Annotated in this window: 24 protein-coding genes and 1 pseudogene; 9 read left to right on the top strand and 16 right to left on the bottom strand. The window is 73.4% G+C overall.

Features of this window, described 5'->3' with window-relative positions; translation table 11 throughout:
• Positions 1 to 103 precede the first annotated feature (103 nt).
• The 5 genes and pseudogenes from NCC78_RS11920 to NCC78_RS11940 all read right to left on the bottom strand — a co-directional run.
• Positions 104 to 472, bottom strand: a complete 369-nt coding sequence (locus NCC78_RS11920; RefSeq protein WP_250794372.1) for a VOC family protein — start codon at positions 470 to 472, stop codon at positions 104 to 106.
• A gap of 35 nt (positions 473 to 507) precedes the next feature.
• Positions 508 to 1512: a methionine synthase gene (locus NCC78_RS11925; RefSeq protein ID WP_250794374.1), complete on the bottom strand. Its 1005-nt coding sequence runs from the start codon at positions 1510 to 1512 to the stop codon at positions 508 to 510.
• Between the two features lie 125 nt (positions 1513 to 1637).
• Positions 1638 to 2711 (bottom strand): tRNA 2-thiouridine(34) synthase MnmA, encoded by a 1074-nt coding sequence (mnmA, locus tag NCC78_RS11930; protein ID WP_250794376.1) that lies wholly within the window; start codon positions 2709 to 2711, stop codon positions 1638 to 1640.
• 185 nt (positions 2712 to 2896) lie between these two features.
• Positions 2897 to 4072: a cysteine desulfurase family protein gene (locus NCC78_RS11935; RefSeq protein ID WP_250794378.1), complete on the bottom strand. Its 1176-nt coding sequence runs from the start codon at positions 4070 to 4072 to the stop codon at positions 2897 to 2899.
• A gap of 148 nt (positions 4073 to 4220) precedes the next feature.
• Positions 4221 to 4484: pseudogene (locus tag NCC78_RS11940) on the bottom strand (class F sortase); the annotation flags it as partial.
• 138 nt (positions 4485 to 4622) lie between these two features.
• Between NCC78_RS11940 and NCC78_RS11945 the strand changes: the two are divergent.
• A complete protein-coding gene (locus tag NCC78_RS11945; RefSeq protein WP_250794380.1) occupies positions 4623 to 5048 on the top strand; it encodes an anti-sigma factor in 426 nt (141 codons plus the stop codon).
• A 174-nt stretch (positions 5049 to 5222) separates the two neighbouring features.
• Here NCC78_RS11945 and NCC78_RS11950 read toward each other — a convergent pair whose 3' ends face one another.
• From NCC78_RS11950 to NCC78_RS11965, 4 genes are all read right to left on the bottom strand, one after another.
• On the bottom strand, positions 5223 to 6182 hold the full coding sequence (locus tag NCC78_RS11950; RefSeq protein WP_250794382.1) for an electron transfer flavoprotein subunit alpha/FixB family protein: 960 nt from the start codon (positions 6180 to 6182) through the stop codon (positions 5223 to 5225).
• Positions 6183 to 6193: 11 nt separating this feature from the next.
• Positions 6194 to 6973 carry an electron transfer flavoprotein subunit beta/FixA family protein gene (locus NCC78_RS11955; RefSeq protein WP_250794383.1) on the bottom strand — a complete coding sequence of 260 codons (780 nt, stop codon included), beginning with the start codon at positions 6971 to 6973 and terminating at the stop codon, positions 6194 to 6196.
• A 382-nt stretch (positions 6974 to 7355) separates the two neighbouring features.
• Positions 7356 to 7760 carry a hypothetical protein gene (locus NCC78_RS11960; protein WP_250794385.1) on the bottom strand — a complete coding sequence of 135 codons (405 nt, stop codon included), beginning with the start codon at positions 7758 to 7760 and terminating at the stop codon, positions 7356 to 7358.
• Positions 7761 to 7762: 2 nt separating this feature from the next.
• Positions 7763 to 8560, bottom strand: coding sequence for a GNAT family N-acetyltransferase (locus tag NCC78_RS11965; protein WP_250794386.1), 798 nt, complete (start codon positions 8558 to 8560; stop codon positions 7763 to 7765).
• Positions 8561 to 8601: 41 nt separating this feature from the next.
• Here NCC78_RS11965 and NCC78_RS11970 point away from each other — a divergent pair, with 41 nt between their 5' ends.
• The 3 genes from NCC78_RS11970 to NCC78_RS11980 are packed head-to-tail and all read left to right on the top strand — an operon-like array spanning position 8602 to position 9821.
• Positions 8602 to 8994 (top strand): YidH family protein, encoded by a 393-nt coding sequence (locus NCC78_RS11970; RefSeq protein ID WP_250794387.1) that lies wholly within the window; start codon positions 8602 to 8604, stop codon positions 8992 to 8994.
• The gene (locus NCC78_RS11975) at positions 8991 to 9374 is read left to right on the top strand and encodes a DUF202 domain-containing protein (RefSeq protein ID WP_250794389.1); all 384 of its coding nucleotides are present in this window, start codon (positions 8991 to 8993) and stop codon (positions 9372 to 9374) included. The genes NCC78_RS11970 and NCC78_RS11975 overlap by 4 nt, the downstream gene beginning before the upstream one ends.
• 27 nt (positions 9375 to 9401) lie before the next feature.
• Positions 9402 to 9821, top strand: coding sequence for a PLD nuclease N-terminal domain-containing protein (locus NCC78_RS11980; RefSeq protein ID WP_250794391.1), 420 nt, complete (start codon positions 9402 to 9404; stop codon positions 9819 to 9821).
• A 9-nt stretch (positions 9822 to 9830) separates the two neighbouring features.
• Here NCC78_RS11980 and NCC78_RS11985 read toward each other — a convergent pair whose 3' ends face one another.
• The 4 genes from NCC78_RS11985 to NCC78_RS12000 form a co-directional block, all read right to left on the bottom strand.
• The gene (locus NCC78_RS11985; protein ID WP_250794393.1) at positions 9831 to 10640 is read right to left on the bottom strand and encodes an ABC transporter permease; all 810 of its coding nucleotides are present in this window, start codon (positions 10638 to 10640) and stop codon (positions 9831 to 9833) included.
• Entirely contained in the window at positions 10637 to 11608 is a 972-nt protein-coding gene (locus NCC78_RS11990; RefSeq protein ID WP_250794395.1) for an ATP-binding cassette domain-containing protein, read from the bottom strand. Before NCC78_RS11990 ends, NCC78_RS11985 begins: the two co-directional genes overlap by 4 nt.
• Positions 11609 to 11778: 170 nt before the next feature.
• Positions 11779 to 13401, bottom strand: a complete 1623-nt coding sequence (locus NCC78_RS11995) for an acetolactate synthase (RefSeq protein WP_250794397.1) — start codon at positions 13399 to 13401, stop codon at positions 11779 to 11781.
• A 155-nt stretch (positions 13402 to 13556) separates the two neighbouring features.
• Positions 13557 to 14330, bottom strand: coding sequence for an enoyl-CoA hydratase-related protein (locus tag NCC78_RS12000; RefSeq protein ID WP_250794399.1), 774 nt, complete (start codon positions 14328 to 14330; stop codon positions 13557 to 13559).
• Positions 14331 to 14428: 98 nt separating this feature from the next.
• On the opposite strand from NCC78_RS12000, the gene NCC78_RS12005 reads away from it, so the two are divergent.
• Positions 14429 to 14905 (top strand): DUF6232 family protein, encoded by a 477-nt coding sequence (locus NCC78_RS12005; RefSeq protein ID WP_250794401.1) that lies wholly within the window; start codon positions 14429 to 14431, stop codon positions 14903 to 14905.
• A 91-nt stretch (positions 14906 to 14996) separates the two neighbouring features.
• Here the strand turns inward: NCC78_RS12005 and NCC78_RS12010 are convergent, their stop codons facing one another.
• Both NCC78_RS12010 and NCC78_RS12015 read right to left on the bottom strand, forming a co-directional pair.
• Positions 14997 to 15398 (bottom strand): nuclear transport factor 2 family protein, encoded by a 402-nt coding sequence (locus tag NCC78_RS12010; protein ID WP_250794402.1) that lies wholly within the window; start codon positions 15396 to 15398, stop codon positions 14997 to 14999.
• Positions 15399 to 15440: 42 nt separating this feature from the next.
• A complete protein-coding gene (locus tag NCC78_RS12015) occupies positions 15441 to 16547 on the bottom strand; it encodes an IS630 family transposase (protein ID WP_250794404.1) in 1107 nt (368 codons plus the stop codon).
• Positions 16548 to 16729: 182 nt separating this feature from the next.
• Between NCC78_RS12015 and NCC78_RS12020 the strand changes: the two genes are divergently transcribed.
• The 3 genes from NCC78_RS12020 (at position 16730) to NCC78_RS12030 (ending at position 18622) form a co-directional block, all read left to right on the top strand.
• On the top strand, positions 16730 to 17212 hold the full coding sequence (locus NCC78_RS12020; protein WP_250794406.1) for a DUF6232 family protein: 483 nt from the start codon (positions 16730 to 16732) through the stop codon (positions 17210 to 17212).
• Positions 17209 to 17580 carry a DoxX-related protein gene (locus NCC78_RS12025; RefSeq protein WP_250794408.1) on the top strand — a complete coding sequence of 124 codons (372 nt, stop codon included), beginning with the start codon at positions 17209 to 17211 and terminating at the stop codon, positions 17578 to 17580. Before NCC78_RS12020 ends, NCC78_RS12025 begins: the two co-directional genes overlap by 4 nt.
• A 271-nt stretch (positions 17581 to 17851) precedes the next feature.
• Complete coding sequence (locus NCC78_RS12030; protein ID WP_250794410.1) at positions 17852 to 18622, top strand: hypothetical protein; 771 nt, start codon at positions 17852 to 17854, stop codon at positions 18620 to 18622.
• Positions 18623 to 18667: 45 nt separating this feature from the next.
• Here the strand turns inward: NCC78_RS12030 and NCC78_RS12035 are convergent, their stop codons facing one another.
• Complete coding sequence (locus NCC78_RS12035) at positions 18668 to 19126, bottom strand: rhodanese-like domain-containing protein (RefSeq protein ID WP_250794412.1); 459 nt, start codon at positions 19124 to 19126, stop codon at positions 18668 to 18670.
• Between the two features lie 71 nt (positions 19127 to 19197).
• On the opposite strand from NCC78_RS12035, the gene ftrA reads away from it, so the two are divergent.
• Positions 19198 to 20214: a transcriptional regulator FtrA gene (gene ftrA, locus NCC78_RS12040; RefSeq protein WP_250794414.1), complete on the top strand. Its 1017-nt coding sequence runs from the start codon at positions 19198 to 19200 to the stop codon at positions 20212 to 20214.
• Positions 20215 to 20241: the final 27 nt, after the last annotated feature.

The raw sequence follows: 20241 nt of genomic DNA on the forward strand, positions 1-20241 counted from the left end.
CAGGGCGACGGCCGGCGGGCGACAGCGCGACAGCCGGCGGGCGACGGGCGGAACCGCGCGGCCGGCGGCGGGAGCCGGGTCGCCGGTCCCGCCGACGCGCGGGTCAGTCCCAGCAGAGGCAGAACGGGTGGCCGGCCGGATCCGCGTAGACCCGGAAGCCCTCGCCCTCGCCGCGCAACCGCCGGGCCCCCAGCGCCAGCGCCGCCTTTTCGGCCGTCTCGATGTCGTCGACGGTGACGTCGAGGTGGAACTGCTGGGGTCGCTCCGGATCCGGCCAGGCCGGTGCACGCAGGTTGGGCGCCTTCTGGAAGGCGATCCGCGGCTGATGCCCCGGTGGGCCGCCGAGGACCACCCAGTCGTCGCCGTCGGAGTTGTCCTCGACCAACGACAGGCCGAGCAGGTCGGCGTAGAACCCGGCGAGGGCCCGGGGATCGGGGCAGTCGATCACCACTGAACGCAGGTGTCCAATCATGCCGGTCATCCTGCCCCGCAGGTACGACGGAAAACCTAGTCCTCGGCGAGCCGCCGTCCCGCGTCCCGGCAGGCGGCGAGCACCGCGCGGGCGTACTGCGCGCTGGCGCCGGCGAGGCCGCAGGCGGGGGTGATCACGACCTGCTCGGCGAGCTGCCGGCGCGGGAACCCGAGTCGGTCCCAGAGCTGGCGTACCCGGTCGGCGACCTCGGCGGAGGTCGGCGGGCGACCGTCCGGCGACGGCCCGGTCGACGCGGCGCCGGCCAGCAGCCCGAGCCCGGCGTCGATCGCCTCGCCCAGCGGGTCGAGATCGGTGACCAGGCTCAGGTCGAGGGCCACGCCGACCGCACCGGTCGAGCGGATCAGCTCCAGCGGCACGTCGGGCGCGCAGCAGTGCACCACGGTCGGCACCCCGACCGCCTCGACGACCGTGTGCAGCAGCGACCTCGCGAGGTTCGGGTCCACCGCCCGGTAGGCGCCGAGCCCGCTCTCGGTCGGCACCCGTCCGGCGAGCACGGTCGGCAGCGAGGGCTCGTCGAGCTGGAGCAGCACGGTGGCGTTCGGCAGCCGGCGCGCGACCGCCGCCACGTGGGTGCGCAGCCCCTCGGCGAGGGAGCCGGTGAGGTCCCGCACGGCGCCGGGATCGCGCAGCATCCGCCCGCCGATCGGCAGCTCCAGGCCGGCGGCCAGGGTGAACGGCCCGGCGGCCTGGATCTTGACCGGTCCGGCGTACCCCTCGGCCTGCTCGGCGAGCTGGTCGAGGTCGCGTTCCATCAGGTCACGGGCGCGGCGCAGGTCCCGTCCGGGGCGCGGCGCGATCCGCCACCGGGCCGCGTACACCTCGACGGGCAGCTCGACCAGCAGGCCGGCGGTCCGGCCGAGCAGGTCGGCGCCGGGGCCGCGGGCGGGCAGCTCCGGCAGGTGGGGCAGCGCGGGAAGCTCACCGAGGACGACCCGCTGTGCCTCGGCGATGTCGGTGCCGGGCAGCGAACCGATGCCGGTCGCCGCGCCGGCCGGCCAGGGCCACGCCTGATCTGTCACGGCCGAAGGGTATCCGGTACGCCGACCGCTCCGGTCGCGACGGCCGGGACCGGACCGCCAGGGGTGAACTCCCGACGCCGCGAGCCCCGCCGGTCGCGGAAAGGGCCGGTCAGTGGAGCAGCGGATCAGCCGGTGATGGTGGCGGAGCCGAGCACCACGTCGCCGGCCGGGTCCGGCCGGTACGCCACGATCGCCTGGCCGGCGGCCACCCCGCGGACGGGACGACGCAGCTCGGCCCGGAGCCCGTCGGCGGTCAGCTCGACCGTGGCCGGCACCACGTCGCCGTGCGCCCGAAGCTGCACCTCGCACTCGACCGGCGCGTCGGGGCGCGGGCCGCCGGTCCAGACGGGACGCTGGGCGCGCACCCGGGAGACCTCCAGCGCCTCGGCCGGGCCGACGGTCACCGTGTTGGTCTTGGGGGTGATGGAGAGCACGTAGCGCGGCCGGCCGTCCGGGGCCGGGCGGTCCAGGTGTAGGCCACGCCGCTGGCCGACGGTGTACGCGTACGCGCCGGTGTGGCTGCCGACCACGGCGCCGGTGGTGGCGTCGACCACGTCACCGGGCGTCTCGCCGAGCCGCCCGGCGAGGAAGCCGCGGGTGTCGCCGTCGGCGATGAAGCAGATGTCGTGCGAGTCCGGCTTGTCGGCCACGGCGAGGCCGCGGCGGGCCGCCTCGTCGCGGACCTGCGCCTTGGTGGAGTCGCCGAGCGGGAAGACGGACCGGTCCAGCTGCTGCCGGGTGAGCACCGCCAGCACGTACGACTGGTCCTTGGCCTCGTCGACGCTGCGGCGCAGCAGGCCGTCGGGGCCGAGCCGGGCGTGGTGACCGGTGACTACGGCGTCGAAGCCCAGGGCCACGGCCCGGTCCAGCACCGCGGCGAACTTGATCTTCTCGTTGCAGCGCAGGCAGGGATTTGGCGTACGACCGGCCGCGTACTCGGCGACGAAGTCGTCCACCACGTCTTCGTGGAACCGGTCGGCCATGTCCCAGACGTAGAACGGGATGCCGATCACGTCGGCGGCCCGGCGGGCGTCGCGGGAGTCCTCGAGGGTGCAGCACCCGCGCGCGCCGGTGCGGTAGGTCTGCGGATTACGGGCCAGCGCCAGGTGCACGCCGGTCACGTCGTGCCCGGCCTCGACGGCCCGTGCCGCCGCGACCGCCGAGTCGACCCCACCCGACATCGCCGCCAACACCCTCACCGACCCACCCCCTTCATCCCACCGAGCCTATCCCCGCCCCCGCCCGCACCCTTTCCTGCCGCCCCCGCTGCGTCCCACACCACCCCGCCCACCCACCCAGCCCGGCGATCTTGCACTTGTCGCCGCGGCGAAAGGGGTGAACGCCGCGATCCAGGGGCCGAAACTGCGAGGGCGGGGGTAGGGGCTCAGCGGGGGGTGCGGAGGGCGGCGGCACGGCGGGCGCGGTCGACCGCGGCCGGGAGTGCGGCGATCAGGGCGTCGACGTCGGCGGGGGTGCTGGTGTGGCCGAGGGAGAAGCGCAGCGAGGAGCGGGCGCGGTCGTCGTCGGCGCCCATGGCCAGCAGCACGTGCGAGGGCTGGGCCACCCCGGCCGAGCAGGCCGAGCCGGTCGAGCAGGCGATGCCCTGGGCGTCCAGCAGGAGCAGCAGGGCGTCGCCCTCGCAGCCGGGGAAGGAGAAGTGCGCATTGCCCGGCAGCCGGTCGGTCGGGTCGCCGTTGAAGATCACCTCGGGCACCGCGCGGCGGACCCGTTCGACGAGGTCGTCGCGGAGCGCGGCGACCCGGGCGGCGTACTCCTGCTGACCCTTGACCGCGGCCTCCACGGCGACCGCGAAGGCCACGATGCCGGCGGTGTCGAGCGTGCCGGAACGCACGTCGCGCTCCTGGCCGCCGCCGTGCAGCAGCGGGGTGGCCGGCACGTCGCGGGCGAGCAGCAGGGCGCCCACGCCGGTCGGCCCGCCCAGCTTGTGCCCGGTCACGGTCAGCGCGGCGACCCCGCTGGCGGCGAAGTCGACCGGCACCTGACCGACCGCCTGGATCGCGTCGGTGTGGAAGGGCACCCCGTGTTCGGCGGCGACCGCGGCCAGCTCGACGACCGGCTGCACGGTGCCGACCTCGTTGTTGGCCCACATGGCGGTCACCAGGGCGACCCGGTCGGCGTGCGCGGCCAGCTCGGCGCGGAGCTGGTCGGGGCCGAGCCGGCCGGCGGCGTCGGCGGCGAGCCAGCCCACCTCGGCGCCCTCGTGGCCGGTCAGCCAGTCCACCGCGTCGAGCACGGCATGGTGCTCGACCGCGCTGGAGACCACCCGGGTGCGCCGGGCGTCGCCGGCCCGGCGGGCCCAGAAGATGCCCTTGACGGCGAGGTTGTCGCTCTCCGTGCCGCCACCGGTGAAGATGACCTCGGAGGGCCGGGCGCCCAGGGCGGCGGCCACCCGCTCCCGCGACTCCTCCACCCGCCGGCGGGCACGGCGGCCCGACGCGTGCAGTGACGACGCGTTGCCGACCTCGCGGGCGGTGGCGACGTACGCCTCCAGTGCCTCGTCGAGCATCGGAGTGGTCGCCGCGTGATCCAGGTATGCCATCACGGTTCAGCCTAACGGCCGGCGCTGGACCGTCCGGACGCCGGAGTGGGCCCTCGGCCGCACCGGAGCCGGGACGGGAAGCGTCTCCTCCCCGCCCCGGCTCGGCGCCACCACGCCAACCGGCAGGTCGGGCGGTCCCGGGCGTCGGTCAGGCCGGTACGGCGGTGACCACGATGTTGTCGCGGTACTTGCGGGCCTTGGCATCGAACGGCCCGCCGCAGGTGATCAGGGTCAGCCGGGGCTTGCCGTCCCGGGCGAAGTACCGCTCCAGCGGAATCTTCGTCTTCTGGTACTCCTCCCGGGCGATCACCGTGTACGTCCGGGCCTTGCCGTCACTGCCGGTGACGGTCATGGTGTCGCCCTTGTCCAGCTCCCGCAGCCGGAAGAAGGCCCCCTTGCCCTGCTGGGCGCTCGCTGACCGAGGCCCGCCGGCAGCAGGCGACCCGGCACGGCGGACGGGTGGGACGCCTCCGGCGCTGGCGACGGGGCGCCCGCCGCCGTGGTGCTCGCGCCGCCGCCGCACCGGCGCAACCGCTGGACGCGCTGGGCGGTGACCGCGGCGACCGCGGTGGCCGCCGCGACCATCGGCGTGGTCGGCACCCTTGCCGTCCTCGACCCGGCCGGGCCCGAACCGGCCCCGACGCAGGTCGTGCTGGCCAGCGCGGCGCTGAGGGCGTACGGCGCGACGCCGCCGGACGCCAACGGCGAGGCCCGGGTCTTCGACAACGGCCGGCTGCACCTGCACGTGGCGAATCTCCCGGACGTACCGGGGTACTACGAGGTCTGGCTCATCAATCCGCAGACGATGGAGATGTTCTCGGTCGGTGTGCTGGGTGGCGAGTCGGATGAGCTGCTCCGGTTGCCACCGAACGTCGACCTTCAGGCATACTCGGTTGTCGACGTCTCCGCCGAGGCGTACGACAACAACACCGCCCACTCCGGCAAGAGCCTGCTGAGGGGCGCCCTGACGGGCTGATCGGCGGGCCGGCTCAGCTCCCCGGCCCGCCGATCAGCTCCCTTCCCCCTCGCGACGGGGACGGGACCCGCGTACAGCGAAAGAGTGGCCACCCCACGCGGGATGGCCACTCTTTCGCTGTAGGTGGGGCGGGGCGGTGCGGGAGCGCCGCCGACGGCGACGCCCCCGCTCCCGTCACTTGCGCTTGCGGATCTCCTCCGCGGCCTGCGGGACGATCTTGAACAGGTCGCCCACCACGCCGAAGTCGGCCAGCTCGAAGATCGGCGCCTCGCCGTCCTTGTTGACCGCGACGATGGTCTTCGAGGTCTGCATGCCGGCACGGTGCTGGATCGCGCCGGAGATGCCGAGCGCGACGTAGAGCTGCGGGGAGACCGTCTTGCCGGTCTGGCCGACCTGGAACTGGTGCGGGTAGTAGCCGGAGTCGACGGCCGCGCGGGACGCGCCCACGGCGCCACCGAGCAGGTCGGCCAGCTCCTCGACCAGCTTGAAGTTGTCGGCGTTGCCGACGCCGCGACCGCCGGAGACGACGATGCCGGCCTCGGTGAGCTCGGGGCGGGAGCCCCTCTGCTCGGCGACCCGGTCGACGACCTTGGCCAGCTTGTCGGTGTCGGTGACCGCCACCGTGAGCTGCTCGACGGCCGGGGTGGCCGGCGCCGGGGTCGGGTTGACCGAGTTCGGCCGGACGGTGACCAGCGGCAGGCCACGGGTGACCTTGGACTTGACGATGGTGGAGCCGGCGAAGGCCACCTGGGTGGCGGTGCCGTCGGCGTCGAGACCGACCACGTCGGTCAGGATGCCGTTGTCCAGCTTGACGGCCAGGCGGGCGGCGATCTCCTTGCCCTCCTGCGCGGAGGCGAGCAGCACGGCGGCCGGCTGCACCCGCTTGACCAGCTCGGCCAGCACGGTCGCCTTGGGGGCCACCAGGTAGCCGTCGATCTCCTCGCTCTCGGCCGCGTAGATCTTCTCCGCGCCGTACTCGCCCAGCTTGGCGCTCAGCGCCTCGGCGGCGCCGGGGCCGCCGAGCACGACCGCGCTCGGGGTGCCCAGCTCGCGGGCGAGGGTGAGCATCTCCAGGGTGACCTTCTTGACGCCGAATTCCCGGGTGGCTTCGACGACGACGAGAACCTCAGACATGTCCAGACCTCTCACACGAACTTCTCGGTGGCGAGGAACTCGACCAGCTTGACGCCGCCCTCGCCCTCGTCGGTGATCTTCGCGCCGCCGGAGCGCGGGGGACGCTTGGTGTGCTCCAGCACGGCGCTGGTCGCGCCGTCGAAGCCCACCTCGGCCGGGGCGACGCCCAGGTCAGCCAGGGAGAACGTCTGCACCGGCTTCTTCTTGGCGGCCATGATGCCCTTGAAGGACGGGTAGCGCGGCTCGTTGATGGTGTCCCAGACGGAGACCACGGCGGGGGTGGCGGCGGTGACCACCTCGTAGCCCTCCTCGGTCTGCCGCTCGACGGTCAGCGTGGCGCCGTCGACGGTGAGCTTGCGGGCGCCGGTCAGCGCCGCGACGCCCAGCCGCTCGGCGATCATGTGCGGCATGACCTGGACCCGGCCGTCGGTGGACTCGGCGCCGCAGATCACCAGGTCGGCGTTGAGCTGCCCGAGCGCGGCGGCGAGCACCTTCGAGGTGGCCACGGCGCAGGACCCGTGCAGGGCGTCGTCCACCACGTGCACGGCCTTGTCCGGGCCCATGGAGAGCGCCTTGCGGATCGACTCGGTCGCCCGGTCCGGACCCATGGTCAGGATGGTGACCTCGCCGCCGTGCGCCTCCTTGATCTTCAACGCCTCTTCGATGGCGTACTCGTCCATCTCGTTGATGACGTTGTTCGCCGAACCGCGGTCGACGGTGTTGTCGTCAGTGCGCAGGTTGCGGTCCGCGCCCGAATCGGGCACCTGCTTGACGAGTACGACGATGTTCATCGCGCTTCGACGACCCTCCTGTTTGGTGTTGCGATCGCTCGCCCGGTCTGGGGCGCAGCCTCGCGCGTCCGTTGACGCCCGGTCAACCGCGGGCTGCTGTGCAGTTGCCCACGGCGCAATGTTACCTGTCAGTAGCTTGCGCTCCCGAGGGCCTCAGAGTGACACAGCTCACCGGAGGCCGCGCGGCCGGGTAATCTGACAAATCGGGAGGTATACGGAATGTCGCGATCGCACGACGAGGACGCACCCCGGCGACCCTGCCGGCGGACGCTGCCCGAGGCGTACCGGTGCGCCTGCGGCCGGGTCCGCGACCGCTGCGTCACGGCGACGGTACGGGCACTCTGGTCGCCGCCCCACCACCCGCCCGCACCGACGGCACGGCTCACGCCGGCTCGGCCAGCGCATCCCTGATCCGGTCGATCACCGCCGCCTCCGCCGGGGCCACCCCCCGGTGCGCCCGGGCCACCTGCCCGGCGGCGGTGAGCACCACCTCCCGGTAGGTCGCCACGTCCTGCGGTGCCTTCTCCCGCAGGATCGCCACCGCCCGGCCCAACGCCGACAGCACCACCGGCTCGGTCTCCCCGGCCGGGTCGGGGGGCAGCTCCGGCAGCGGGCCGCTGGTCAGCGCCTCCCGCACCACGCCGCCGCTGCCGGCCACCGCCCCGGAGGCGGCGAAGCTCTCCCGGACCAGGGCCAGCATGCCGGGATCGGCGTTGGCCACCAGGGAGACCGCGCCGAAGGCACCCATCTTGAGAGTCAGCCGCTCCTCGGCCGTCAACCGCTGCATGATCACGGAGTGTAGACGTACGGGGTGGTGGTGGTGACCGGGACGAAGCCGAGCCGCTGGAGGATCGGGCGGCTCTCCTCGGAGGCGTCGACCTGCAACAGCGTCCGGTCGCGCTGGGCGGCCAGCCGGGCCCGGTGGCTGACCAGCGCCCGGTAGATGCCCTTCCTCCGCCACTGCGGCAGGGTGGAGCCACCCCAGAGGGTGGCGAACCCGGTCCCCGGCACGTACCGCACCCAGCCCGCGCTCACCACCTCCTCCCCCGCCTCGGCCACCACCACGGTGATCGACTGCGGGTCGGCGGTGATCTCCTTCGCCAAACCGCTCGCCAGGTGACTGCGGTCGGAGTTCCAGACCGCCTCCTCCATCGCCGCGATCCGCTCCAGGTCCGCCCGGGCGGTCACCTCACGCAGGCGTACGCCCTCGGCGACGACCGGGAGCGCGGCCGCGAGGGGCGCGACCGGGCCGATCACGACGGTCTCCCGCTCCTCCGGCACGAAGCCCGCCGCGCGCAGCCGGTCCGGCAGGTCGGCCGGCTCGTCGTGGCCATGCAGCTTCCACTCCACCGACTCGCCGCGGCCCCGGAAGATCGCCACCTGCCGGGCGATCAGCTCGTCCAGCGCCGCCCCGGCCAGCCCACCGAGGTCGGTGTAGGTGAGGAAGCCGCGGTGGTCGAGGCCGAGGAACCGGAACAGGGGGCCGTCCCGCTCCACGGTGGCCCCGGCCGGCAGCGGATCGGGCACGTGGGCGCGCAGCTGAGCGTCGTACGTGTTCCGCAGGGTCGTCACATCAAGATCCGTCACCGTTCCAGGCTACGACCGGGAGGAAGCGGATAATCGGCGCCATGTGGCAGGCGATCAGGCGGTGGTTCGACCCGCGCGAGCTGCGGGCGGTCGGCAGCACCCCGGACTACCGCTTCTCGCTGGCCAACGAACGCACCTTCCTGGCCTGGCTGCGCACTGGGCTGGCGCTGGTCGCCGGTGGGCTCGCCGCCGCCCAGTTCCTGCCGCCACTGCCGCTGGCGCACCTGCGCGAGGTGATCGCCGTCGCGCTGCTGCTGCTCGGCGGCACCGTCGCGGTCCGGGCGGTCGACCACTGGGCGCGTACCGAACGGGCCATCCGGCTCGGCGAGGAGCTGCCCGCCTCCCGCTTCCCGGCCGTGCTCGCCCTCGCCGTCGGCCTCGGCGCGCTGCTGCTGGTGGCGGCGGTGCTGGCCCGAGCGCTCGGCGAGCGGTGACCGCCGACCGCCAGCCCGGGAAACCGGCGGACGGCCCACGACCGCCGGCCGGTGGGTCGGGGCAACCGCAGCGCGACCCCGGGCTGCAACCCGAGCGGACCCGGCTCGCCTGGCGGCGCACCGCCCTGGCGCTGACCGTGATCATGATCTTGACCGTGCGGCTCGCCCTCACCGCAGACCCGCCCCCGGGCGACGCGCTGGGTGCGCTGGTCGCCGGGGTCGCCGTCCTCGGCTGGGGCGCGACGCTGGCGGTCTGCTGGCGGCGGGCCACCGGCGCCGGACCGGCCCGCACCGACGGGCGGTCGCTGCCGCTGGTCGCCCTGGCCACCGCCGGCTACGCGCTGCTCGGCACGGTGCTGGCGACGCGCGGGCTGTGGTGACGGGAACGGGTGCGCCATGATTGGGGCATGGCCCGGTTGTACGTCCTCCTCTTCCTGGCGCAGATCGTCCTCGCCGTCTGCGCCCTGATCAGCTGCCTCTCCGCCGAGGAGGGCGAGATCCGCGCCCTGCCCCGGATCGCCTGGGTGCTGATCATCCTGTTCTTCCCGCTGCTCGGATCGATCGCCTGGTTCGTCGCCGGCCGCGAGCGCGTGCCCGGTCGTCCCGCCGGCGGGGCGCCGAAGGGCCGGGTCCTGCCGACCCGCGAGCGGCCCCGCCCGGTCGCGCCGGACGACGACCCCGAGTTCCTCCGTTCGATCGAGGAGCGGTCCCGGCACCAGGACCAGGAACTCTTCCACCGCTGGGAGGAGGACCTGCGCCGCCGCGAGGACGACCTGCGCCGCCGGGACGGCGAACCGCCCCGGGAGGAGGACCGCCCCGAGGTGTAGGTGGGTGGGTCACACCCGACGCTTGAGCCCTCGCACCGCCAGCGGCGCGAAGATCACCGCGATCCCGGCGCCCCAGAGCAGCGTCTGCAGCACCGGGCCGGCCACCGGGCCGGAGACCAGCAGGCCGCGCAGCGCGTCGGCCACCACGGTCACCGGGTTGACCTCCACCCAGTTCTGCAACCAGCCCGGCATCCGGTCGGTGGGCACGAAAATGTTGCTGGTGAAGGTCAGCGGGAAGATCACCATGAAGCCGAAGATCTGCACCTTCTCCGGCTCGCTCACCAGCACGCCGACCAGCACCGAGATCCAGGACGCGGCGAGCGTGAACGCCAGCAGCAGCGCGAACGCGGCGACCACGCCGAGCAGCCCGTTGCCCACCCGGAAGCCCAGGATCGCCCCGACGCCGAGCAGCAGCGCGATCGACCAGGCCTGTTTGACCGTGTCGGCGATGATCCGGCCCGCCAGCGGCGCCCACCGGGCGATGGGCAGGGCCCGGAGCCGGTCGAAGACCCCCTTGGTGAGGTCGTTGTTCAGCCCGAACCCGGTGGTCATGGTGGCGAAGAGCGCGTTCTGCACCATGATGCCGGGCAACATGAAGGTGAGGTACTCGCCGGAGGAGCCCGCGATGGCGGTGCCGAAGACGTAGGTGAACAGCAGCACGAACATCACCGGCTGGATGCTCAGGTCGAGCAGCTCCATCGGGTTGTGTTTGATCTGCACCAGGCTGCGCCAGGCCAGCGTGAAGGTGTGCCGCAGCCCGGCGGCGACACCGAGCCGGCGGGCCGGGGCCAGCGGGGCGGTCAGGGTGGCGGCGGTCATGCCGGGGTCCTTTCCAGGTCGTTGCCGGCCGGGGCGTCCTCGGCCCGGTGGCCGGTGAGGGAGAGGAAGACCTCGTCCAGGCTGGCGCCGCGCAGCGCCAGCTCAGCGACCGTGATCTCGGCGGCCTCGAGGCGACGCACGACCGCCGGCAGCACGCCGGGGTCGTTCACCGCGACGGTGACCGCGCTCTGGGCCACCTCGGGGGTGGCGCCGGACACCTCGCCGGCGATGCTGGCCACCGTGGCCAGGTCGCTGGCGTCGGCCGGCCGCACGGTCAGGGTCTGCCCGCCGGTCTTGGCCTTCAGCTCCTCCGGGGTGCCCTGGGCGATCACCCGGCCGTGGTCGACCACGGCGATCTCGCCGGCGAGTTGGTCGGCCTCCTCCAGGTATTGCGTCGTCAGCAGCACGGTCACCCCGTCGGCGACCAGGGTGCGCACGATGTCCCACAGCTCGTTGCGGCTGCGCGGGTCCAGCCCGGTGGTCGGCTCGTCGAGGAAGAGCACCTGCGGCCGGCCGACCAGGCTGGCGGCGAGGTCGAGGCGGCGGCGCATGCCGCCGGAGTACGTCTTGGCGGCCCGGTCGCCGGCGTCGCTGAGCTGGAAGTCGGCGAGCAGTTCGCGGGCGCGCCGCTTGGCGTCAGCCCGGCTCAGGCCGAGCAGCCGGCCGATCAGCAGCAGGTTCTCCGCGCCGGTCAGGGTCTCGTCGACCGAGGCGTACTGGCCGGTCAGACCGATCAGCTGGCGCACCTGGTGGGCGTCGCGTACGACGTCGTAGCCGCCCACGGTGGCGTGCCCCTCGTCGGCGCGGAGCAGGGTGGCGAGCACCCGTACCGCGGTGGTCTTGCCCGCGCCGTTCGGCCCGAGCAGCCCGAAGACGGTCCCGGTGGGGACCGCCAGATCAACTCCGTCGAGAGCGGTGGTGGCGCCGAAGCGCCGCACCAGACCCTCGGCGCGGATCGCGTAGTCCATCGCAACTCCTGTCGTCTTCACTGGTGGCACCACCATGGCCGACGGGGCTGACATTCCGTCGGTCCGGCGCTGACGTTACGACGACAGGTACTGACATTCCGCTGGTTTTTGCTGTTGGGAGAACCCGCGCCGCCGTCGCCGGGCGTGCCGGCGACGGCGGCGCGTGCGACTCAGGCCAGGTTCGACGAGCGGGGGTACGCGTCGGCCGGGTCGGTGAGCACATTCACCAGGTACGGCACGCCGGCCTCGAACGCCCGGTGCAGCGCCGGGCCCAGGTCGGCGGCCTTCGCCACCGTCTCGCCGGCCCCGCCCAGGGCGCTGACCACCTGGTCGTAGCGCAGCTCCGGCTGGAGGTCGGCGGCGACGTCGTAGCCGTACATGGCCCGCATCGGGTGCTTCTCCAGCCCCCAGATGCCGTTGTTGCCGACCACGATCACCACCGGCAGCTTCTGCCGGGCCAGGGATTCCACGTCCATCAGCGAGAACCCGGCGGCGCCGTCACCCATGAGCACGCAGATCTGCCGGTCCGGGTGGCTGACCCGGGCCCCCATCGCGTAGCCCATGCCGGTGCCCAGGCAGCCGTACGGGCCGGGGTCGAGCCAGGTGCCGGGCTGTGCCGGCTCCAGGTAGCGGCCGGCGTACGAGACGAAGTCGCCGCCGTCGCCGATGGTGATCGCGTCCCGGGCGAGGACCTTGCGCAGCTCGCCGTAGACCCGGGCGGGCCGGATCGGGTCGGTGTCGGCGGCCATCTCCTCGGCGTCGCGGGCCTTCGCGGCGTCCTCGGCGGTGCGAAGCTGCGCGACCCAGTCGGCGTGGTCGGCCCGGTCGCCCGGGTGCTCGGCCAGCGCGGACAGGATCAGCCGCAGGTCACCGGCGGGGGCAGCGGCCGGCTGGACGTGCCCGGCCCGCTGGCTCGGCGCGTCGACGACGTGCACCACCTTCGCGTCGCCGAAGTCGCCGAAGCTCAGCCGGAAGTCCAGCGGGGTCCCGATCACCACGACCACGTCGGCGCCCTTGAGCGCCACCCGGCGGGCCTTGGCGAAGGCGAGCGGGTGCTCCGGCGGCAGCGCCCCCCGGCCCATCCCGTTGGTGAAGACCGGGACCTGCAACGCCTCGGCCGCCTCGCGCAGGGCGGCCACCGCGTCACCGGCGTAGACGTCGGACCCGGCGATGATCACGGGGCGGGCGGCGGCGGCGATCAGCGCCGCCGCCTTCGCCACCTCGTCCGGGTCGGGCTCGATCGGCGCGATGCCCGGCAGTGCCGGCAGCTCAGCGTCGGAGACCGAGAAGACCGCTTCGAGGGGGAAGTCGAGGAAGACCGGACCCCGGTGCGGGGTGAGCGCGGCGGTCAGCGCCGCGGTCACCGCGCGCGGGATGTCGTCGGGGCTGAACACCGTCTCGGCGTGCTTGGTGACCGGGGCGACCAGCGGCAGGTGGTCCATCTCCTGGAGGCTGCCCGAGCCCCAGCGGAACTGCGGGGCCCGCCCGCCCAGCACCAGCACCGGCGAGGCGTTGAAGTACGCGCTGGTCAGCCCGGAGATGCCGTTGGTGACGCCCGGCCCGGCGGTGAGCACGGCGAGGCCGGGGCGCCGCTGCAGCTTCGCCACCGCCTCGGCGGCGAAGACCGCCGACTGCTCGTGCCGCACGTCGTAGATCGGGAAGTCGCTCTTGTGCGCGGCGTCGTAGAGCGGGAAGACGTGCCCGCCGGAGAGGGTGAACATCTCCCGCACCCCGTACGCGCGCAGCGCCCCGAGCGCGAGCTCCCCGCCGTGGCCTTCGATCCGCTCCGTCATCGCCGCTTCCCTTCATCCCGCCCGGGCCTGGTCCCGCATGGCCTTCGTCCGCATGACCGGAGTCACACGCTACTCACCGGTAGGCGGAATGTGAACCGTTCTCGGCTCGGGTGTCGGGACGGACCGGCGGCGCGTACCGCCGGTCCGGGGCCCGATCAGCGGCCGGTGAAGTCCGGCTTGCGCTTGGCCACGAAGGCGGCCATGCCCTCACGCCGGTCGTCGGTGGCGAAGAGCGCCGCGAAGAGCTGGCTCTCCCACGCCAGGCCGGAGTTCAGGTCCATGTCCAGACCGCCGTCGACCGCGAGCTTCGCCGCCCGCAGGGCCTGCACCGGGCCGGTGAGGTACGGGCGGACGAGCTCGACCGCGGTGTCGTAGACCTCGGCGGCCGGGGCGACCCGGTCGGCCAGGCCGATCCGCAGCGCCTCCTGGGCGTCGACCATCCGGCCGGACATGATCAGATCCTTGGCACGGGCCGGACCGACCAGGCGGGCCAGCCGCTGGGTGCCGCCGGCGCCGGGGATGATGCCCAGCTTGATCTCCGGTTGGCCGAGCTTGGCGTCCTCGGCCACCACCCGCCAGTCGCAGGCCAGCGCCAGCTCGCAGCCGCCGCCGAGGGCGTAGCCGGTGATCGCGGCGACGACCGGCTTGGGGATCCGGGCGATCGCGCCGAGCGCGCTGGACAGGTCGGCCGCCCGCTCCGCCATGTCCACGTAGGACATGTCGGCCATCTCCTTGATGTCCGCGCCGGCGGCGAAGACCTTCTCCCCGCCGTACACGATGACGGCGCGAACGCCGGGATCGGCGGTGGCCGCCGTGGCGGCGGCGCGCAACTCCTCCTGCACCTGGGTGTTGAGGGCGTTCATCGGCGGCCGCTCCAGCCGGATGGTGCCGATGCCGTCCTTGGATTCCAGCCGCACGAACTCGCCCACGCTGCACCCTCACTTCCTCGTCGAAGTCGTGCCAACCTTACGACCCGGCTCGTTGGGGTAAGTAGTGTGGTGTCAGGCCAGCCACCGGGAGTGCTGCCATGATCACTTATTACGACGACAGGTCGGTGCAGGTCACCTCCACCGCGGTGCGGGTGGACGGTCGGACGTTCCCGCTGGCCGAGATCACCATGATCTGGCACCGCCGGGGCGACCGCTCCTGGCGGGCACTCGCCGGCCGCGGCGCGATCGGCGCGGCGCTGGCCGGCCCGCTGGTCGCCGCCGCGCTCGGCATCGCGCTGGCCCTCTGGCTGGACCGCTCCCTCACCGTCACGATCGCCATCGTCGGCGCCTCGGTGCTGATCGGGCTCGCCGTCGCACCGGTCGCCGACTTCCTCTTCGAGCACCTGGACCGCTCGTACGCCCGGGGCAGCCGGCAGTTGGAGATCTGGGCGCGCTGGCGCGGCCAGCCGGTACGGCTGCTGCACACCGGCGACGCGCTGCGCTTCGGCCAGATCTACCGGGCGGTGCAGCGGGCCGTGGAGGCAGGCCAGCCGGTGCCACCCCGCCGCCGCTGACGACGATCGCCGGCCCCGCCGGACACGGGCGCCGGCACCACAACCGCGGACGAGACCGGCCCAGATCGCAGACGAGGCGGGCCTGAGGCCGTCAGAACTCGATCGGTTCGTCCGCCAGCATGCCGAGGCCTCGCAGCAGCCCGAAGACGTCCTGCTCGCCCCAGAACTGGACGATCCGCCCGCCCGCCAGCCGGTACATCTTGCAGGTGCTCTGCACCGCCGTCGCACCGGTAGCGTCGCGCCGGTAGGTCTGCGCCAGCGACACGACCACCCGGTCGCCGGCCGCGAACAGCTCCACGATTTCCTGGTCGAGCACGGTCAGGCCCGGGGACGAGACGGCCCCCTCCACGAAGCGCCGGCCCCGCACCCGGGTGCCGGAACCGTAGATCAGCACGTCCTCGGCGACCACCGCGCGCAGCTCGGCCAGGTCCTTCGTGACGAAGGTCCGCAGGTAGCGGCGGACCACCTCGGCGTTGCGCTCCTGCTCCGTCATACGCCCCGACGCTACCGGGGCATCCCCTTCGACACCGCCCCACTAGTGTCCTGAGTCGTTGGAGAGTTGATTAATTCTGGTGCAGTAGTTGGCGAGGCTGTCCAGGATCTCGTCGGCGGTCTTGACCCAAACGAAGGGCTTGGGGTCCTCGTTCCATGCAGCGATCCAGGCGTTGACGTCGGTTTCGAGGTCTTTGACGCTGCGGTGGCTGCTGCGGCGTAGCTTGCGGCGGGTCAGTTCGGCGAACCAGCGCTCGACCAGGTTGAGCCAGCTGCCCGAGGTCGGGGTGAAATGCAGGTGGAAGCGGGGATGCGCGGCCAGCCAGGTCCTGACCGCCGGGGTCTTGTGGGTGGCGTAGTTGTCGCAGATCAGATGGAGATCCAATTCGGGCGGGGTGTTCGCGTCGATGGTCTTGAGGAACCGCAGGAACTCCTGATGCCGGTGGCGGCGCTGGTGCTGGCCGATCACCTTGCCGGTGGCCACGTCCAGCGCCGCGAACAGGCTGGTGGTGCCGTACCGGATGTAGTCATGGGTCTGCCGCCCAGGCACACCCGGCATCATCGGCAGCGTCGGCGCGCTGCGGTCCAACGCCTGCATCTGGGATTTCTCGTCCACCGCGAGGACCATGGCTTTGTCGGGCGGGTCGAGATACAACCCGACCACGTCGCGGACCTTCTCGATGAACTGTGGGTCCTTGGACAGTTTCCACGTGTCCACCAGATGCGGTTTGAGGCCGAACGCCCGCCAGATCCGCGACACCGCGGTCTGGTTCAACCCGACCGTCTTGGCCATCGACCGCGTCGACCAGTGCGTGTCGCTGTTGGTGGGCGCCTCTTCCAGGGTCTTCACGATCACCGCCTCGACCTGCTCATCGGTGATCTTGCGAGCGGCGCCAGGGCGGGGCTCGTCGGACAGGCCCTCCAGACGGTCACGAACAAACCTGGCCCGCCACTTGTTCACCGTCTGCGGCCACACGCCCAACGCCGCGGCGACGTCCTTGTTCGTCGTACCCTCAGCACACGCCAACACGATCCGCGCCCGCAACGCCAACGCCTGCGCCGTTTTCGCCCTACGCGACCACGACAGCAAGGTCTCACGTTCCACATCGGACAACACAAGCTCGGCCTTCGGGCGACCCGTTCGCGGCATACCCACAGCCTAACCAACTTTGGTAACGAATCAACGACTCAGGACACTAGCGGCTCGCACCGCCGAGCCGGCATAAAGGCCGTGGAACCGCTTCTGTGCCGGGTTTCGGTCCTGAGGCCGGGTGCATCCTGGCGGCCCGCGGAGGAGTGCGGGTGTTTGCCGACGGGTGCTTAAGCTTAGTGATGACCCTCTATTACCGGGACGACGCGGTGCAGGTGACCTCGGAGTCGATCCGGGCGGGTGGCCATGCCGTCGCGATAACCGACGTGACGTTCGTCTGGCACGCCCGGGGCCGGACCACGGCGGCGGTGCGGGGGCGGGTGCTGGGGCGAGGCGTCCTGGTCCTGCTGCTGTCGTTGCCTCCGCTGGTCGCGGTGGTCTGCGTACTCTCGCTGGCGTGGTCGGCGCAGGACCGGGGCGAATGGCAGCTGGCGCTGATCATCCTCGCCGCGTGCGCGGTGGGCGCGCTGGCCCTGACCCCCTTCCTGGAGATCCCGCTCAGCTGGCTGGACCGCTCCTACGAGCGGGGCAGCAAGGTGCACGAGCTCTGGGTGCAGCACCACGGCCGAGAGGTGATGCTGCTGCGCACGCCGGACGCGCTACGGTTCGGCCAGATCTACCGGGCTGTGCAGCGTGCCGTCGAACAGCAGGGGGAGCATCGATGACCAGTCGACGCGGCGAGGCCGCCGCCCTGGCCGGGCTGCTCACCGCCGCCGGGATCGCCCATCTGGTGCGGCCCGGGATCTACGACCCGATCGTGCCGCGTGCGCTGCCCGGGCCGGCCCGCTTCTGGACGTACGCCAGCGGGGTAGCGGAGCTTGCGGTGGCGGCGGCGGTGGCGCGTCCCGCGACCCGCCGTGCCGGCGGGCTGGCCGCCGCGGCACTCTTCGCGGCGGTGCTGCCGGCGAATGTGCAGATGGCCGTGGACTGGCGGCACCGCCCGGCCGCCCAGCGGGCCGTGGCCTACGGCCGGTTGCCGTTGCAGGTCCCGCTGATCTGGTGGGCGGCCCGCGTCGCCCGCACCCGGCCATGACACCGCGTAATTGACGAACCGGGTGTGCATCACCCCGGCCGGAGATCTCCGCAGTGGACGGTGTCACCCGTCGACCCCGACGCGGTCTGAGGGCCGCCCGTGCGGAGCGACCCGGCGGTCGGCTTCGAGGGCGTGAGCAGTGCGTCGCCGGCCGGGGTGCCGGCGCTGCCGGGACGCCCGGGTCGGGTTGGCCGTCGGCTCAGCTCAGCGGCAGGGTCGGCCCGCCCCGCTCGTGCGGCGGTTCGTGCGCGGGCGACGCACACTTGGTGCCATGGCGATTCCCCTCCCCCGGCCCACCGCGGTCGTCGGTCTCACCCGCTCCGCCCTCGACCAGGCCCTCGGTTCGGCGGCCTCGTTCGCCGCCGTGCCCACCCGCGCGTTCGCGGTGCTGGACGGGGTGGAGGCGCTGCTGGCGCGGATCAACGGGGTGGTGGACCGGATCGAGCAGACGCTGGACCGCACCGACCGGGTGCTCACGGACGCCGAGACCGCCGTCCGGGAGGTGGCGGTGATCAGCGCCGCCGCAACCACCGCGATCGAGAACGCCACCGAGGTGGCCGCCGCCGCGGCCGTGGTGGTGGGCGAGGCGGAACAGGTGTCGGCCGCCGCCGCGCTGGTGGTCGGCGAGGCGGACAAGGTGGCCCGGACGGCCGGCGTGGTGGTGGCCGAGGCCGACTCGGTGGCGGGCCGGGCGGCCGGCACGGTGGGCACCGCGGCGGAGGCGGCGGCCACCGCGGCTGAGCTGATGGCGTCGTACGAGCCTGCGCTGCGCCGGGCCGCCCCGATGGCGACCCGCTTCGTTGAGCAGCTCAGCCACGAGGAGGTGACCGCCGCGATCCGGCTCGTCGACGAGCTTCCCAAGCTCAAGCAGCACCTGACCGCGGACATCCTGCCGATCCTGGCCACCCTGGACCGGGTCGGCCCGGACCTGCACGACCTGCTCGACGTCACCCGCGACCTCAAGCTCGCCGTCGCCGGCATCCCGGGCCTGGGCATGCTCCGCCGGCGCGGCGAGAAGCTCACCGACGACGCCGAGGTCTGAGGCTCCTCCGACCACCGGCGTCCGCCGGTTGAACGGGTGCCCGGGTCAGCAGTCGCAGGCGACCGTGGACCGCGGTGCGGTCAGCTCGTCGGCCGGGCGCCGGGCCGGCCCGTGAGCGGTGACCACCGGCAGCCCCTCGCGGACCCAGTACTCGTAGCCGCCGAGCATCTCCTTGACCGCGAAGCCGAGCCGGGCGAACTCCAGCGCCGCCCGGGTCGCCCCGTTGCACCCGGGGCCCCAGCAGTAGGTGACCACCCGCGACCCGACGGGCACCAGGTCGGCGGCGCGGACGGCAATCTCGGCGGTCGGCAGGTGCACGGCCCCCGGCAGGCGCCCCTGGTCCCAGGCGGCGACACCGCGCGAGTCGACCACCACCAGGCCGGGCAGTCCGGCGGTCAGGTCGGCGTGCACGTCGCTGACGTCGGTCTCGAACCGCAGCCGGGTCGAGAAGTGGGCGGCGGCGGTGGCCGGGTCGGCGGCGGGTACGGCGAAGGTCTGCGTCATGCCGTCGATCCTCCGGCGGTGCCGCCGGCCGGAGCAGTGGCGGGAACGACGCCCTGCGCTAACATCCCGCCATGCCCCGTCGAGCCGACCGCACGGTGGCCGTGCTGGCGTACCCGGGGATGTCGGTCTTCGAGACCGGCATCGTCACCGAGGTGTTCGGGCTGCCCCGGCCAGAGTTCGACGTCGACTGGTACGAGCTGGCCGTGTGCGCGGAACGGCCCGGGGTGGTGCCGGTGGTCGGCGGGGCCGGCCTGCACACGCCGTACGGGCTGGACGTGCTGGCCGCCGCCGCGACGGTGATCGTGCCGGGGGTCTGCGACGTCACCGCCGACCCGTCGCCCGAGCTGGTGGCGGCCCTGCGCCGGGCGCACCGCGACGGCGCCCGGATCATGTCCATCTGCTCGGGGGCGTTCGCGCTGGCCGGCGCCGGGCTGCTCGACGGCCGGCCGGCCACCACGCACTGGCGGTACGCGGACCTGCTGGCCCGCCGGTTCCCGCAGGTCGACGTCCGTCCCGACGTGCTCTACCTCGACGACGGCGACGTCCTCACCAGCGCCGGCAGCGCGGCCGGCCTGGACCTCTGCGTGCACGTGGTACGCCGCGACCACGGCGCGGTGATCGCCAACGCGGTGGCCCGCCGGCTGGTCATCCCGCCGCACCGCGACGGCGGGCAGGCGCAGTTCGTCGAGGCTCCGGTGACCGTCGACCCGGACGACGACCGGATCGCCGGCAGCATCGCCTGGGCGTCGGCGCACCTGACCGAGCCGCTCACCGTGGCCCGGCTCGCCCGGCAGGCGCACATGTCGCCGCGCACCTACCTGCGGCACTTCGCCCGGGCCACCGGGACCAGCCCGATCCGGTGGCTGGTCGACCAGCGCGTCCGGGCGAGCCTTGCGCTGCTGGAGAGCACCGACGCGCCGGTGGAGGAGATAGCCGCCGCGGTGGGCTTCGACAGCCCGGTCACCTACCGGCACCACTTCGGCCGGGCCATGCGGACGTCGCCGTCGGCGTACCGCCGGGCCTTCCGCACGGCCGCGACGGGCGAAGGGCCGACGCGGCGGCCGCGCGCCGCTCAGTCCGGCACGTAGAGCTCCTCAATCTCGGCCCGGCGGGGT

Source organism: Micromonospora phytophila, assembly GCF_023656545.1.
Lineage (GTDB): Bacteria > Actinomycetota > Actinomycetes > Mycobacteriales > Micromonosporaceae > Micromonospora > Micromonospora phytophila.